The sequence below is a fragment of the Megalodesulfovibrio gigas DSM 1382 = ATCC 19364 genome, from assembly GCF_000468495.1.
Classification (GTDB): Bacteria; Desulfobacterota; Desulfovibrionia; order Desulfovibrionales; family Desulfovibrionaceae; genus Megalodesulfovibrio; species Megalodesulfovibrio gigas.
The window spans coordinates 2,013,326-2,028,662 of sequence record NC_022444.1 but is presented as its reverse complement, the minus strand read 5'-3'; the positions used below and the strand labels follow the sequence as shown (position 1 = coordinate 2,028,662).

17 protein-coding genes are annotated in these 15,337 nt (G+C 65.3%); 16 read left to right on the top strand and 1 reads right to left on the bottom strand.

The window, feature by feature from the left end; all coding sequences use genetic code 11:
* Positions 1 to 3: 3 nt before the first annotated feature.
* From DGI_RS08855 to DGI_RS17155, 14 genes are all read left to right on the top strand, one after another.
* Positions 4 to 492 carry a deoxycytidylate deaminase gene (locus DGI_RS08855; RefSeq protein ID WP_021760565.1) on the top strand — a complete coding sequence of 163 codons (489 nt, stop codon included), beginning with the start codon at positions 4 to 6 and terminating at the stop codon, positions 490 to 492.
* A 9-nt stretch (positions 493 to 501) separates the two neighbouring features.
* Positions 502 to 1,689, top strand: coding sequence for a bifunctional diaminohydroxyphosphoribosylaminopyrimidine deaminase/5-amino-6-(5-phosphoribosylamino)uracil reductase RibD (gene ribD / locus DGI_RS08850; protein WP_021760563.1), 1,188 nt, complete (start codon positions 502 to 504; stop codon positions 1,687 to 1,689).
* A complete protein-coding gene (locus DGI_RS08845; protein WP_021760561.1) occupies positions 1,689 to 2,345 on the top strand; it encodes a riboflavin synthase in 657 nt (218 codons plus the stop codon). The genes ribD and DGI_RS08845 overlap by 1 nt, the downstream gene beginning before the upstream one ends.
* A 99-nt stretch (positions 2,346 to 2,444) precedes the next feature.
* Complete coding sequence (locus tag DGI_RS08840) at positions 2,445 to 3,695, top strand: bifunctional 3,4-dihydroxy-2-butanone-4-phosphate synthase/GTP cyclohydrolase II (RefSeq protein ID WP_021760559.1); 1,251 nt, start codon at positions 2,445 to 2,447, stop codon at positions 3,693 to 3,695.
* A gap of 30 nt (positions 3,696 to 3,725) precedes the next feature.
* Complete coding sequence (gene ribH, locus DGI_RS08835; RefSeq protein ID WP_021760558.1) at positions 3,726 to 4,196, top strand: 6,7-dimethyl-8-ribityllumazine synthase; 471 nt, start codon at positions 3,726 to 3,728, stop codon at positions 4,194 to 4,196.
* Positions 4,197 to 4,199: 3 nt separating this feature from the next.
* Positions 4,200 to 4,691, top strand: coding sequence for a transcription antitermination factor NusB (gene nusB, locus DGI_RS08830; RefSeq protein WP_021760557.1), 492 nt, complete (start codon positions 4,200 to 4,202; stop codon positions 4,689 to 4,691).
* Between the two features lie 3 nt (positions 4,692 to 4,694).
* A complete protein-coding gene (locus DGI_RS08825) occupies positions 4,695 to 5,228 on the top strand; it encodes a hypothetical protein (protein WP_021760556.1) in 534 nt (177 codons plus the stop codon).
* Positions 5,229 to 5,253: 25 nt separating this feature from the next.
* A complete protein-coding gene (leuS, locus tag DGI_RS08820; RefSeq protein WP_021760555.1) occupies positions 5,254 to 7,770 on the top strand; it encodes a leucine--tRNA ligase in 2,517 nt (838 codons plus the stop codon).
* 96 nt (positions 7,771 to 7,866) lie between these two features.
* Entirely contained in the window at positions 7,867 to 8,904 is a 1,038-nt protein-coding gene (gene holA / locus DGI_RS08815) for a DNA polymerase III subunit delta (RefSeq protein ID WP_021760554.1), read from the top strand.
* Entirely contained in the window at positions 8,901 to 9,578 is a 678-nt protein-coding gene (gene radC / locus DGI_RS08810) for a RadC family protein (protein ID WP_021760553.1), read from the top strand. The genes holA and radC overlap by 4 nt, the downstream gene beginning before the upstream one ends.
* An 11-nt stretch (positions 9,579 to 9,589) precedes the next feature.
* Positions 9,590 to 9,862, top strand: a complete 273-nt coding sequence (locus DGI_RS08805) for an acylphosphatase (protein WP_021760552.1) — start codon at positions 9,590 to 9,592, stop codon at positions 9,860 to 9,862.
* A 174-nt stretch (positions 9,863 to 10,036) separates the two neighbouring features.
* On the top strand, positions 10,037 to 12,472 hold the full coding sequence (gene lon, locus DGI_RS08800) for an endopeptidase La (RefSeq protein WP_021760551.1): 2,436 nt from the start codon (positions 10,037 to 10,039) through the stop codon (positions 12,470 to 12,472).
* A 79-nt stretch (positions 12,473 to 12,551) separates the two neighbouring features.
* Positions 12,552 to 13,061: a GIY-YIG nuclease family protein gene (locus DGI_RS08795; protein ID WP_021760550.1), complete on the top strand. Its 510-nt coding sequence runs from the start codon at positions 12,552 to 12,554 to the stop codon at positions 13,059 to 13,061.
* Positions 13,058 to 13,486, top strand: a complete 429-nt coding sequence (locus DGI_RS17155) for a hypothetical protein (RefSeq protein ID WP_021760549.1) — start codon at positions 13,058 to 13,060, stop codon at positions 13,484 to 13,486. Before DGI_RS08795 ends, DGI_RS17155 begins: the two co-directional genes overlap by 4 nt.
* Positions 13,487 to 13,541: 55 nt before the next feature.
* Here DGI_RS17155 and DGI_RS08785 read toward each other — a convergent pair whose 3' ends face one another.
* A complete protein-coding gene (locus tag DGI_RS08785; protein ID WP_021760548.1) occupies positions 13,542 to 13,724 on the bottom strand; it encodes a hypothetical protein in 183 nt (60 codons plus the stop codon).
* A gap of 121 nt (positions 13,725 to 13,845) precedes the next feature.
* Between DGI_RS08785 and DGI_RS08780 the strand changes: the two genes are divergently transcribed.
* Both DGI_RS08780 and DGI_RS08775 read left to right on the top strand, forming a co-directional pair.
* Positions 13,846 to 14,358, top strand: coding sequence for a hypothetical protein (locus DGI_RS08780; RefSeq protein WP_021760547.1), 513 nt, complete (start codon positions 13,846 to 13,848; stop codon positions 14,356 to 14,358).
* Positions 14,359 to 14,392: 34 nt separating this feature from the next.
* Entirely contained in the window at positions 14,393 to 15,322 is a 930-nt protein-coding gene (locus DGI_RS08775; RefSeq protein ID WP_158407307.1) for a cache domain-containing protein, read from the top strand.
* Positions 15,323 to 15,337 lie beyond the last annotated feature (15 nt).

Here is a 15,337-nt window from a genome sequence, read left to right as displayed (position 1 = left end):
CCCATGCAGCCCCTCCCTGACGCCGCCCAGAAGGATCCGCGCCTGCCCTGGCCGGAATACTTTATGCGCATCTGCTTTCTGGTGGCGGAGCGCAGCACCTGCCTCAGGCGCAAGGTGGGGGCCATTGCGGTCAAAGACAAGCGCATCCTGGCCACGGGATACAACGGCGCGCCTTCGGGCACGCCCCACTGCCTGGATGTGGGTTGCCTGCGAGAACAGCTCGGCGTGCCTTCGGGCCAGCGGCATGAAATCTGCCGCGGCCTGCACGCCGAGCAAAACATTCTGGTGCAGGCGGCGGTGCACGGCGTTCCCATCCGGGGCGCGGAAATCTACTGCACCACGCAACCCTGCCTCATCTGCTCGAAATTACTAGCAAACTGCGGCGTGACGGCCATCTACTACGCCCAGCCGTACCCCGATCCCCTTGCCGAGGCCATGCTTCGCGAGGCCGGGGTCTGCTGCCACGTGCTGGCTGCGCATCCCGGCGCATAAGGGGGAGGCATGAACACCTGCGTTGCGGAAACCAGCCCCTGCATCCTGTACATGCGCGAGGCCCTGCGCCTGGGCCGGCGCGGCCGTTTTGTCACGGCGCCCAATCCCTGTGTGGGGGCGGTGCTGGTGCGCAGGGAGCAGATTGTGGGACGCGGCTGGCACACGGCCTACGGCAAGCCCCATGCCGAGGTGGAAGCCATCGCCGACGCCCGCCAGCACGGCGTGAACCTCGCCGAATGCACCTTGTACGTCACCCTGGAGCCATGCAACCACCACGGCAAGACCCCGCCCTGCACCGAGGCCATCCTGGAGGCCGGCATCCGGCGCGTGGTCATCGGCGTGCGGGATCCCAACCCCGTGGCCGCCGGCGGGCTGGAGTTCCTGCAGTCTCACGGCGTGACCGTGGAAACCGGCATCTGCGCCCAGGAATGTCTTGATCTGATTTCCGACTTCCTCGTCTGGCAGCAGCAGTCCCGGGCGGTGTGCCTGCTCAAGCTGGCGTCCACCCTGGATGGCCGCATCGCCACGCGCACCGGGCACTCCCAGTGGATCAGCAGCCCGCCGGCCCGTGAATACGTGCACCGGCTGCGCTCCCAGGTGCAGGCCATCATGATCGGCGGGCAGACCTTCCGGGTGGACAACCCCCTGCTCACCTGCCGGCTGGAAGGGCACGACATGTGCTGCCAGCCCTTTGCCGTGGTGGTGACCTCCTCCCTGCCGCCACCCTCCTCCGCCTGCCAGCTGCTGAATGCGCGCCCCAGCCAGACCATTTTCCTCACGCCCGAATCCATCGCCACCGGCCACGCTGCGACCCAACTGCGCGAATGCGGCGCCACGGTCTGGGGGCTGCCCCTGGCGCCGGGTTCCGTGGGCGGGCTGGATCTGCGCGCCGCCCTGACCCTGCTGCGCACGGAGCTGGGTTGTCATCATGTGCTGTGCGAAGGCGGCGGCAGCCTGGGCCGCTCCCTGCTGGAACAGGGCATGGCCGACGAACTCCTGCTCTTCCTGGCCCCCAAAGTGCTGGGAGACGCCAACGCCGCCCCCGTGCTTTCCGGCCGCGCGCCGCAACACATGGACGAAGCCCTGGCATTGCGGTATACGGATATCCGTCCCGTAGGCCCAGATCTGCTCATCACCTGCAAACCAGTGCTGCCCGGCACTGCCGCCGCACCTGCAACCGATTTGGACAACTCCTGATGTTCACCGGCCTTGTGCAAACTACCGGCCGCCTGCTCCAGGTGCAGGCCCGCGGCGACGAGCGACGCTTCGTCATCGAACCGGCCGCGCCCATGCCGACGCTTACCGTGGGCGAAAGCATCGCCGTGAACGGCGTCTGCCTCACCGTGGAAGCCGGCAGCATTGTGGGCGAACGGCGCTTCGGCCTGTACGCCTCGGGGCAGACCTTGTCCCTGACCACCCTGGGGCAGCTGCGCCAGGGCGACATGGTCAATCTGGAACGCGCCCTCGCCGTGGGCGACCGCCTGGGCGGCCATCTGGTGGCCGGGCATGTGGACTGCATCGCCACGGTGACCGATCGACGGCCCGACGGCGAATCCACCCGCTTCACCCTGGGCTTTCCGCAAGCCTTCGGCCCGCAGGTGGTGGACAAGGGATCCGTGGCCCTGGACGGCATCTCCCTGACCGTCACCGGCTGCGGCGACGACTGGCTTGCCGTGAACATCATCCCCGCCACCATTGCGGAAACCACCATCAGTCGCTGGACGCCGGGCTCCAAGGTGAATATGGAGACGGACGTCATCGCCAAATACGTGCAGAAAATGCTGGCCGCCTGGAACGGGGAGCCAGCCAAACCATCCATTACCGAGGACTTCCTGCGCAGCCACGGGTTTTGATCCCCGCCTGGTTCTTCCAGTCCGCCCGATCCACCCGCCCCAATTGGCCCGCCCAATTCGGCCGCCGCAGCCGCAGATCTCCGACCAGAAGGGAATTCCATGCCAGTTTGCACGCCAGAAGAGGCCATCGAAGAGTTCCGCCAAGGCCGCATGCTCATTTTGGTGGATGATGAAGACCGCGAAAACGAAGGCGATCTCGCCATCGCCGCGGAAAAAGTCACCCCCGAGATCATCAATTTCATGGCCACCCACGGCCGTGGCCTGATCTGCCTGGCCATGGGCCCCCAGCTGGTGGATCGCCTCAAGCTGCCCATGATGGCCACCACCAACTCCTCCAAGTTCGGCACGCCGTTCACCGTGTCCATTGAGGCGCGCGTGGGCGTCACCACGGGCATCTCGGCCTATGACCGCGCCACCACCATCCTCACCGCCGTGGCCGACGACGCCAAGGCCGAAGACATCGTCACCCCCGGCCACATCTTCCCCCTGAAGGCCCAGGCCGGCGGCGTGCTCACCCGCGCCGGCCAGACCGAAGGCAGCGTGGATCTGGCCCGCCTGGCCGGACTCAAGGCCGCCGGGGTGATTTGCGAAATCATGCGCGAAGACGGCAACATGGCCCGCATGCCGGACCTCATCGAATTCGCCAACAAGTGGAACCTCAAAATCGCCACCATCCGCGACCTCATCCGCTACCGCATGCGGCCCGGATCCCTGAGCGTGCGGCGCGTGGCCGAGGCCAATCTGCCCACCTGCTACGGCGGCGACTACAAGGCCATCGCCTTTGAATCCGACATCGACACCCGCACCCATCTGGCCGTGGTCAAGGGCGACATCAGCAGCGACGAACCCGTGCTGGTGCGCGTGCACTCCGAATGCCTTACCGGCGACGTGCTGGGCTCCATGCGCTGCGATTGCGGCGGCCAGCTCCAGCAGGCCATGCGCATGATCGGGCGCGAGGGCAAGGGCGTGCTCCTGTACATGCGCCAGGAAGGCCGGGGCATCGGGCTCTCCAACAAAATCAAGGCCTACGCCTTGCAGGATCAGGGGCTGGACACCGTGGAAGCCAACGAACGCCTGGGCTTCAAGGCAGACCTGCGCGAATACGGCCTGGGCGCCCAGATTCTGGTTGACCTGGGCGTGCGCAAGATGCGCCTGATGACCAACAACCCCAAGAAAATCGTGGGGCTGGAAGGCTACGGCCTGGAGGTGGTGGACCGGGTGCCCATCGAAATGAACGCCTGCGAGACAAATGCAGAATATCTGCTGACCAAAAAGGAAAAGATGGGGCACCTGCTGGATCTGCCCGGCAACGGGACCAATGGCACCTCGGGCGACAGCACGGGCGCGTAATCTTTCATCGAGCACAACAAGGGGACAACCATGTTGCATATCAAGACCGTGGAAGGCATGCTGGATGCCAAGGGCCTCAGGTTCGCCCTGGTGGCCAGCCGCTTCAACGATTTCATTGTGGACAAGCTGGTGGGCGGGGCTGTGGATTATCTGGTGCGCCACGGCGCAGCGCGGGAAGATTTGACCATCATCCGCATTCCCGGCGCTTTCGAAATGCCCCTGGTGACCCGCAAGGTCGCAGCCAGCGGCAAGTACGACGGCGTTGTCTGCCTGGGCGCGGTCATCCGCGGCGCCACACCGCACTTTGACTACGTGTCGGCGGAAGTCTCCAAAGGCATCGCCTCCGTGTCCCTGGATACGGGCGTGCCCGTGGGCTTCGGCGTGCTGACCGTGGACTCCCTGGAGCAGGCCATCGAGCGTGCCGGCTCCAAGGCTGGCAACAAAGGCGTGGAAGCGGCACATGCCGTGCTGGAAACCATTCGGGTGCTGGAGCAGTTGTAGGCAATGACCACCACGTCAGCAGGTCCCTCGGGTCATGCCGGGGGCGGCAAACAGGAATCGCGCAGGTTGGGCCGGCAGCGGGCCTTTCAGGTGTTGTATGGGCTCAATTTTGCCCCCGTCTCCAGCGAACTGGAACTCAAGCGACGCTACCTGAAGGCCCCCCTGGGCGAGCTGAACGCCGACGACCCGGCCGAAGAGTTGCTGCAGCTGGGTCCGCTTTCCCAGGAATTCGGCTGGGAGCTGACGTACGGCGTCTGGGCGCGCATGAAAGAGCTGGACGAAGAAATCGTCCGTCACTCCCAGCACTGGAAACTGGGACGAATTGCCAAGATAGAGTTGACCATCCTGCGCCTCGCGTTGCATGAGATACTCCATCGAAGCGACATTCCCAAGAAAGTCGCCATCAACGAAGCGGTGGAGCTGGCCAAGTCCTTTGGGGACGACAACTCCGGCGCATTCGTCAACGGCATCCTGGATGCTGCCGCAAAGGCGTGAGGCATGGCGAAAATCGGCTTCATCAAGGACGGGCTCCTTGCCCCTCCAGAATATCGGCGGGTGTATGTCAAGGCCATCCCGGGCCTGCGGCAGTTCAGCACCACGGGCTATTCCTCGCCCACGCCCAGGGGAGGGCAAACCTTCGAGCTGGCCTGCGAAGTCCCCCCGGAAATGGACTGCATCGAAGAATGGGCCCCCAAGATGGCCAACACGCTGCAGCACCTGGGCTGGACCCACTGGTGGCTGGACAGCCATACCCTGGGCCGGGCCCTGAACCGCTATATTGTGGAAGTCATGAAGCGCTGGGGCCTGGCCTTCTGGCCCCACTATCACCTGGACAGCGTGGTGCTGGTGCAGGTGGGCATTGAACGACAGGAAATCGCCAAGGGCGTGGCCTTCTGGGAACACCAGTGCGCCCACGTCCGTACGGCGACGGAATACGACTTCGACAAACGGGAACAGGAACTGCTGACCCAGCCCCAAAAGTCCGGCGGCATCCTCTCCTCCCTCTTCAAAAAAGACAAACGCGGACGCTAACGCGCCCGAGCAAAGGTCCCCGCTCATGCAGGAAGGCTACTCTCCAGAGTCCATCGAAGCCAAATGGCAAGGCATTTGGGAAGAACGCAAGGTCTTTCACTGCGAAACAGACCCCTCCAGGCCCAAGTATTACGTCCTGGAGATGTTCCCCTATCCCTCAGGCCGCATCCACATCGGCCATGCCCGGGTCTACTCCATCGGCGATGTCCTTGCCCGCTACAAGCGCATGCAAGGCTTCAACGTGCTGCACCCCATGGGCTGGGACGCCTTCGGCATGCCGGCGGAAAACGCCGCCATCAAGCACGGCGTACACCCCGCCGGCTGGACCTTCGAGAACATCGACACCATGCGCGTCCAGCTCCAGCGCATGGGCTACTCCCTGGACTGGCGGCGCGAGGTGACCACCTGCGTGCCCGAATACTACCGTTGGGAGCAGCTGTTCTTCCTCAAGTTTCTGGAAAAAGGCCTGGCCTACCGCAAGCAGGCGCCTCAAAACTGGTGCGAAACCTGCCACACCGTGCTGGCCAACGAACAGGTCATCGACGGGCAGTGCTGGCGCTGCGATTCGCAGGTGGTCCAGCGGGATCTGACCCAGTGGTTCCTGCGCATCACGGACTATGCCCAGGAATTGCTGGATGATCTGGACACCCTGGAACAGGGCTGGCCCGAGCGCGTGGTCTCCATGCAGCGCAACTGGATCGGCCGCTCCACCGGGGCGTACATCAGCTTTGATCTCGAACGCCCCGCCGAGGACGGTACCGCGAACATCCGCGTCTTCACCACCCGGCCGGACACGCTCTTCGGGGCCACGTTCATGTCCCTGGCGGCGGAACATCCCCTGGTGGAACAGCTCATCAAGGACTCCCCCAACGCCGAGGCCGTGCGCGCCTTCTGCACCAAAGTCAAGAATACCGACCGCCTGCAGCGCGGGGCCGAGGATCAGGAAAAGGAAGGCATCTTCACCGGGGCGTACTGCATCAACCCCCTCACCGGACGGCGCATGCCCATCTGGGTGGCCAACTTCGTGCTCATGGGCTACGGCACCGGTGCGGTGATGGCTGTGCCGGCGCATGATCAGCGCGATTTTGAATTCGCCACCAAGTACGATCTGCCCATGCAGGTGGTCATTCAGCCCGCCGGCGACACCCTGGACCCGGCCGCCATGACCGCGGCCTACGTGGATCCCGGCGTGCTGGTCAATTCCGGCGCCTTCGACGGCCAGCCCAACGAAGAGGCCAAAAAGGCCATCGTGGAGCATCTGCAGAGTCAGGACAAGGCCGAACCGGCCGTCACCTGGCGGCTTCGGGACTGGAACATCTCGCGTCAGCGGTACTGGGGCGCGCCCATCCCCGTACTGTACTGCGACGACTGCGGCGTGGTGCCCGAAAAAGAGGAAAACCTCCCTGTGGTGCTGCCCCTGGACGTCAAAACCCGCGAGGACGGCCGCTCCCCCCTGCCGGACTACGCGCCCTTTGTCCAGGCTCCCTGCCCCCGCTGCGGCAAGCCTGCCCGCCGCGAGACCGATACCATGGACACCTTTGTGGAGTCCTCCTGGTATTACATCCGCTACAGCGCGCCGTGGGAGCACGGCCGGCCCTTTGATCCCGAGGCCCTCAAATACTGGCTGCCCGTGGATCAGTACATCGGCGGCGTGGAGCATGCCATCCTCCACCTGCTGTACTCCCGGTTCTTCGTCAAAGCCCTGCGCGATCTGGGCTGGCTGGAGTTCGACGAGCCCTTCAAGGCCCTGCTGGCCCAGGGCATGGTGCTCAAGGACGGGACCAAGATGAGCAAGTCCAAGGGCAATGTCGTCTCTCCGGACGAGATGACCGCCCGCTACGGCGCCGACGCCGTGCGCTGTTTCCTGCTCTTCGCCGCGCCGCCCGAGCGCGATCTTGACTGGAGCGATACCGGCATTGAGGGCTCCTTCCGCTTCGTGCAGCGCGTCTGGCGGCTCATCGACGAACTCAGGCACTCGCTGCCCGCCCTGTCCGCCGCCGGCTCCACCACGGCCGACGTGGCCGAGGCCGGCCTGCCCGAGGCTGCCGAACTGCGTCACAAGGAACACGTGACCATCCAGAAGGTGGCGGAAGACATCGGGGAGAAGTTCCAGTTCAACACGGCCATTGCCGCCGTCATGGAGCTGGTGAACCAGATCTATCAGGGCAAGGATGCGCTGCTGGCGTCCCCTGCCGGGGCGCGGGTGCTCTCCTCGGCCGTGTCCACCATGCTCACGGTGCTGGCGCCCGTCACCCCGCACCTGTGCGAGGAGTGCTGGTCCCGCCTTGGGCATGCGGATCTGCTGGCCGCCGCCCCCTGGCCCACGGTGGATCCCGCGGCCCTGGTCAAGGACGCCATCACCGTGGTGGTCCAGGTGAACGGCAAGCTGCGCGCCCGCCTGGACGTGGCCCCGGACATCGCCGAAGACGTCATCAAGGCCCTGGCCCTGGCCGAACCCAACGTGCAAAAGCACCTGGACGGCAAGACCGTGCAGAAAGTGGTCTACGTGCCGGGCAAACTGGTCAGCGTGGTGGTGAAGTAGCACGCGCATCGCAATGCATTCGGAGGAGCCGTCCCGTCATGGCCGGCTCCTCCGTCCACCCTGTGGCAGGGGCCGCAAGGGCCGAGTCCTCACCCCATGGCCAAACCACGCCCGCCATATTTCTTCCTCGTCTGTCCGGACAGCCGGCTGCTGCAGGAGCGCATCGAGCAGTTGGCTGCCGGCAATGCCAGCGGCTGGGAGCGTCACGTCTTCTGGGGTGAAGAAGGCCTGGCCGACCGCTTCTGGAATCTCCTGACCCTGGAAAACATGCTCGGCGTGCCACGGCTGCTGGTGGTCCGGCATGCGGAAAAGCTGAAGGTGGACGCCTGGCAGCACCTCAACGCCGCGCTGAACCGCTGCTCCTCCCAGGCCTGGCCGTTCTTCTGCCTGGAAGGCGACTGGGATCGCGGCAAGCCCAAGCTGCCGGAGCCCCTCAAGGACTTCCGCGGCAAGCCGCCCCTGCCCTGCTGGAGCGCCGCTGTGGACCGCGGCTGGATCTGGCAATCCCCCGGACTGACCGCCGCCGACATCCGCCGCCGTCTGCAGGAGTGGGCGCGCGCCGAAGGCCTGACCCTGGACGCCGATGCCCTGCAGGCCCTGCAGGCCGTGCTGCCCCTGAACGCCTCGGCCCTGGAAGGCGAGCTGGAGAAGCTCCTGCTGGCCTCGCGGGAAACGGGCGTCATCACCCCGGCCATGGCGGCCCTGGTGAATGACACCTCCGATCTGGATCTGTTCGCCTTCCTGGAGATGGTCCAGCGCGGCGGCGGCGGCGATGCCGCCGGAGCCGTGACCTTGTGGAAAAAGGTCCTGGAAAACGCCCTGGGCGGGCAGCAATCCATCACCTTCGGGTTTTTGGCCGTGGCCGCGCGGGAACTGCGCATCCTCTGGCAAATCCGCCACGACGAGCCGGTGCAGCTGCCGCCGTTCATCCTCAATAAGAAACTGGCCCTGGCCCGCCGGCTGTCCGAGGCCGCCATTGCCCGGGGCCTGGAACTGCTGCTGGAGGCCGAACGCGGCATCAAAAGCGGCGAGAAGGACGACAGCCAGGCCCTTGAGCTGCTCATCGCCGGACTGGCCCAGGCCCTGGGACCGCCGGCGCGTCAGGCGTCCCCCCGGTCCGGAGGTCGTCCTTGAGCGATGCGCCGCATTATCATGGCCATCGCCAGCGGCTGCGGGAGCGCTTTCTCGCCGGCCCCACCAGCCTGGCCGACTATGAATTGCTGGAATTGCTGCTGACCTACGCCCTGCCCCGGCGGGACACCAAGCCCATCGCCAAGGCCATGCTCGCACGCCTGGGCAACATGGCCGACGTGCTGGCCGCCCAGCCCGAGGATCTGCGCCGCGTGGAAGGCCTGGGCCAGGGCACGGAACTGTTCTGGAAGCTCCTGCAGGAATGCCGCGCCCGGGCAGACCAGCAGCCGCCCAAGGCCCGCATTTCCCTGAGTCACCCTTCCGTGGTGGCAAACATGGCCATGAGCCGCCTGGGAGCCCTCAAGGCCGAGGAATTCTGGGTGGCCCTGGTGGACGCCAAGCTCCGGCTCATCAGTTGGGAGCAGGTGAGCAAGGGCACGGTGGGGCATGCGCCGGTCTATGTGCGGGAGGTGCTCAAGCTCGGCCTGGAGCGTCAGGCCCACGGCATTTTTCTGGTTCACAACCACCCCGGCGGCGATCCCCGGCCCTCGCGCGAAGATGTCGCCATCACCCAGGAGCTGATCCAGGGCGCCCAGGCCGTGGGCCTGCGGGTGCTGGATCACCTCATCGTCACCCAGAACGACTACAGCAGCCTGCAGCAGGAAGGGTTGCTGTAAAGGAGATTCCCATGCCCGCGCGCTATTGTCTCGTCTCCGGTCTGGTTCAGGGGGTGGCCTTCCGCTGGTTCACCAAAGAGACGGCGCTGCGCCTGGGCTTGGCGGGTTGGGTGCGCAATCTGCCCGACGGCCGCGTGGAAACCCTGCTGCAGGGTCCCGACGAGTCCCTGACCCTGGCCATGGACGCCCTGCAGGCCGGCCCGCCCCATGCCCGCGTGGCAACGATGGCCTGCAGCGACCGGCCTGAAGACCCCTCCCTGCGCGGATTTGTTGTCCTGCGCTGAGATTGCACGCCGTTTCCGGCGTTTTTTCGCTCCCCGCTATGGACAGATGCCCTTGTGATGCATACAAATGCCGTTGCATCGCTCTCCTTTTTCGGCAAACCGGGCCTGCTGCGCCCGGAAGTCCTTAAAAAGGCGCACTGCCCCACAGTTTTTTGAGACGGCGAGGAGCCAATCATGAGTCAGGACCATCCCATCACCACCAACGATCCCGATCTCTCCGAGCAGCCCCTGGGCGGCCTCCAGGAAGTGCCCCAGGAAATGCCGGTGCTGCCAGTGCGCGATATCGTCATTTTCACGTATATGATCCTGCCCCTGTTCGTGGGCCGGGACAAGAGCGTGGCCGCGGTGAACGAGGCGCTGAACACGCACCGCTATCTGCTCGTGATCTCCCAGCGTGACGAGCAGGTGGACGATCCCGCGCCGGAAGATCTGTACACCGTGGGCACGGTGTGCCAGATCATGCGCATGCTCAAGATGCCCGACGGCCGGCTCAAGGTGCTGGTGCAGGGCGTCACCCGGGCCACGGTGGAGGAGTTCCGGCAGTCGGAGACCTTCACCTCCGCACGCATTTCCCTGCTGGAAGAGCCAGACATCAAGGAACTTTCCCTGGAGCACGTGGCCCTCATGCGCGCGGCCCGTGAGCAGAGCGAAAAAATTCTCTCCCTGCGCGGCATCGCCCCCGGGGACATCATGGGCGTGCTCAACAGCGTCAACGAGCCCGGCCGCCTGGCCGATCTGGTGGCCTCCAACCTGCGCATGAAGGTGGACGAAGCCCAGCAGATCCTCGAAGCCCGCGATCCCCTGGACCGTCTGCACCTGGTGAACACCCAGCTGGCCCGGGAACTGGAGCTGGCGGCCATGCAGGCCAAGATCCAGACCAGCGCCCGCGAAGGCATGGACAAGGCCCAGAAGGACTACTTCCTGCGCGAACAGCTCAAGGCCATCCGCAAGGAACTGGGCGAGATGGAGGGCGAAAACGAGGAGCTGGAGGAACTGGCCCGGGCCCTGGACAAGGCCGGCCTGCCCAAGGAAGTGAAGGCCGAGGCGGAAAAACAGCTCAAGCGGCTCTCCGCCATGCACAGCGAATCGTCCGAGGCCTCCGTCATCCGCACCTACCTGGAATGGCTGGTGGAATTGCCCTGGAAAAAGCAGAGCCGGGACCGCCTGGACATCAAGGAAGCCAAGCGCATCCTTAACGAGGACCATTTCGGGCTGGACAAGGTCAAGGACCGCATCCTGGAATACCTCTCCGTGCGCAAGCTCAACCCCAAGATGAAGGGGCCCATCCTGTGCTTTGTGGGGCCTCCTGGCGTGGGCAAGACCTCCCTTGGCCGGTCCATTGCCCGGTCCCTGGGCCGGCAGTTCCACCGCATGTCCCTGGGTGGCATGCGGGACGAAGCGGAAATCCGCGGCCATCGCCGCACGTATATCGGAGCCATGCCCGGGCGCATCATCCAGGCCATCAAGCAGGCCAAGACCAAGAACCCGGTGATCATGCTCGATGAAATCGACAAGGTGGGGACGGACTTCCGCGGCGACCCCTCCTCCGCCCTGCTGGAGGTGCTGGACCCGGAACAGAACTTCAGCTTCCAGGACCATTACCTGAACGTGCCCTTCGACCTCTCCAAGGTCATGTTCATCTGCACGGCCAACCAGCTGGACACCATCCCTTCGGCCCTCATGGACCGCATGGAGATCATCCGCATCCCCGGCTACACCATGCAGGAAAAGATCAAGATTGCCCGCAAGTACCTCATCCCCCGTCAGGCCAAGGAAAACGGTCTCGGCGTGAAGGATGTGGAAATGTCCGACTCGGTGCTGCAGCAGGTCGTCAAGGAATACACCCGTGAAGCCGGGTTGCGAAACCTGGAGCGCGAGGTGGGCGCCGTCTTCCGCAAGCTGGCCCGCAAGAAGGCCGAGGGCGAGGGCGGTCCTTTCAAGGTCACCAGCCAGAGCGTGCGCAAGCTGCTGGGCATCCCCCGCTACACGGACGAGAAGGCGGAAACCGATCTGCCTCCCGGCGTGTCCCTGGGACTGGCCTGGACGCCCTACGGCGGCGAGATTCTGCACATCGAAGCCACCACCATGGCCGGCAAGGGCAAGCTGACCCTCACCGGCCAGCTGGGAGAGGTGATGAAGGAATCCGCCCAGGCCGCCCTGTCCTACGCTCGCGGCCATGCCAGGGAGCTGGGCATTGATCCCGAATTCCCGGACAAGGTGGACATCCACATCCACGTGCCGGCCGGGGCCACCCCCAAGGACGGCCCCTCCGCCGGCATCGCCCTGGTGGGCGCGCTGGTGAGTGCCCTTTCCAACCGGCCCCTGAACGGCAACATGGCCATGACCGGTGAAATCACCCTGCGCGGCCGGGTGCTGCCCGTGGGCGGCATCAAGGAAAAAATCCTCGCCGCCGTGGCCCAGGGTCTGGGGCACGTGGCCATCCCCAAGGAAAACGTCAAGGACCTGGAAGACATCCCCGCCGAATTGCGCCGCAAGATCACCGTGCATCCCCTGGAGCGCATCGGCGACGTCTGGCCCCTGGCCCTCACCGAACCCCCGGCGGCCCCTGCGCCGGAACAGGCCCCTGCCCTGGAACAAAGCCCTGCCTGATTCACCCCGGCCCGCGGGTTTCCTCCAGAAAATTTGGGGGAGCCCCGCGGGCCGGACCACCACTTGGGCCACACTCGCCATGCTCATCTACTCCAATGCCACGACCAGCCGCGACGAGACCGGCTTCCTCCTCGACGTGGATGTGAAGCTGGTCTGCAACTTCCGGCACGTCAGCCGGTTGACGGCCCGAAAGCGCGAGGGCGTCATCGACGCCATCGAATACTATGTGGAGGATGAGCGCCGGGAGCGTCGCACCTGGGGCCCGTTCTGCTTCATCGAGCAGACGCAGGAAGCAGAGATCCTGGACGGACCGGGGGTATACTTCTTTCTGGTCAACGCCAAGATCGCCTACTTTGGCCGCTGCGAGGACTTCGCCCAGCGTCTGCAGCACTACTGCGAGATCCCCAAGACCCTGTGCAACGCGCCGCAGCATCAGGCCATCTGCCGCATGAACACCATGCTGTACCGCGCCTTCCAGCGGCGGGACATGGTGCACTGCTTCTTTTATCCCTGCCCCACGACGGAAAACCCACTGGTGCATGCCATGTTGGTGGACATCGTCAAACCGTCCTGGAATCTATTGCAATGACGCCTTGGTGGAACGAATCCAGCCTCAAGCGGGCGCACCCGTTCTATGGCTGCGTCACCGGGCAGGCCCTGTTCTACCTGCTCCAGGAGCACGAGCTGCCAGAGGCGCGCATCCAGGCCCTGCTGGACCAGTTCGAGGCCGGGAAGGCGGTGCTCGTGGACTTGCTGAATGCAGCCCCCCCAACGGTGCGGCTGCGGGTGGCTGCCGGAGCCTGCGCGCAATGCGCCGCCCTGGACGGCATGACGCTGCCCGGCGACCATCCCGAGCTTGTCACCCTGCTCCCGCCGTACGGGCTGGGCTGCCGCGTGACGGCAGAAGCAGTGGACACAGCCGGCAAGGCCGCTTCCGTCATGTCACCCTGTCTCCCGACCATTCCTCGCCCGCATCCCCTGTGCTGCGTCCTGGATCTGCACGGCGCTCCCTGACACAGGGCGCGTAGGGGAACGCAGTTCTCCCTAAAAATTCCTTTTTTTTCTCTGGCTACATCGCGCCCATGGGCTTTTCGGCCATGCCGCAGTAGCCCAGGTCATCTTCCTGGCGATGCTCCGGGTGCTTCCAGCAGAACATCATGCACTGGCTGCCCAGGCAGAATTTCAGCTTGTTGTCCGAGGTGGTCAGCAACGGGCAATACTTGAAACGGGCGTCTTTTTCAGGCAGCAACATGGCGCCTCCTTGCTTTGCTGCATGATGGCCTGCCCTGCAAAACCTGGCAAGACGAAAATTGTGGCATATGGATTGCTCTACGCATGGCAACCCCGGATTCGCATCCGGAAAGGAGCGTGTCATGCGTGCTGCGATTCTCGCCAGTCTTGTTGTATCCTTGATGATTCCCACCCCGATCAGGGCGCAGCAGTTCCGCGTGCCGCTGGGCCTGTACCGTCAGGAAACCGCCGCCGTGGATGGCTGGCAGCTGCTCAAGACCCGATTCCCGGACCTGCTGGAAGGCTGCCTGCCTGAATTGGAGACCGTGGAGACCGAGGCCGGCCCCCTGCTGCGGCTGACCGTGTTCATGGAAGATGCCGCCCAGGCCCGCACCCTGGAACGGGCCATGCAACGCGACGCGCCAGCCATGGAGGCGGAAGCCGAGACCACCCAGCGGCCGCGACTCTCCTCCAACGGCCGCTTCACCGTCACCGCCGGCGGCGTGCCCGGACAGAACGCCGGCTTCGTATTCGACCAGAACCGCATCTATGTAGGCCTGCGGACGGATGCCGGCCGGGTGTCCATCACCCCGGGTCTGGCGGCCAACGCCGAGGGAGACGCCGGCCCCTATGCCGGCATTGAGGTCCGCTGGTAATTTTTTTTCGAAACCCCTGCTGGTCACCCGACAATTGCAGCAGACCTATGCCCGGCTGCTGGGCGAGCGTCGGCTGCTCGTGCGCGAGCGCCTGCAGCGTCTGGAGCAGACTGCCGCCATGGCCCGCCGTCTGGCCGACTTCGCCATGCAGGATGCCCGCCGGCAGCGCCTGCCCCCACGGGAAACCTGGGAGCATGCCGGCACGCTGGCCCTGGCCCTGCTGGACGATGTGTTCCTGGAACCGGGCGTGCTGTGCTTTGTGTACGATGCGCGCATCATCGCGCTGACCTATCCCGAACTCGCCTTGCGAGGGCTGGATCTGTCCCCCTATCGCGACCGTCGCGGCCGCTCCCTGCTGCGCGTGTTGCGAGAGGAAGCCCGGCAGTGGGGGCGCGCCTCGGCGGCGTTCGACTGGAAGGCCCGGGGCGCCGCCCGCATGACGCCGCATCTGGGCATGGCGGTGCATCTGCCGGAATTCAACTGGACCCTGGCCATGTTTCTGGACATGGAGGACGCGGCCCGGCGCGAGCGCGAACTGCGCACGCAGGAAGCCCAGGCCTTGCTGACTCTCCTGGCGCAGACCGACGCGGCGCGGGAGGCAGTCTTTTGTCTGCTGGATCAGCGCGGGCGATTGCTGGGCGCGCCGGTCACGCAGTTGCCGGCCTCCAACCGGCTGGTCCGGGCGGTCACGGCCGCCAACATGCTGGGCAGTCCGGAAGCGCAGTCCCGGCTGCTGCTGACCGCGCTTGTGGAAGGACCGGCGCGGCTGGAAGACCTTCCCGGCGATCCGGGCCCCGTTGAGGTCCTGGGGGTGTCGCATGCCGCCCTGGGCTGGACGCTGGTCCGCATTTCCCCCACGCCGGCCGGGCTGTGGGGCTGGCTGCTGGCGGGCGGCATCCTTGTGGCGGCTGTGTGCATTCTCTTGATCTCTGGCTCTTTACAGCCGGGCAAGGATGGGTCATGAGGTGGAACTGGTTGT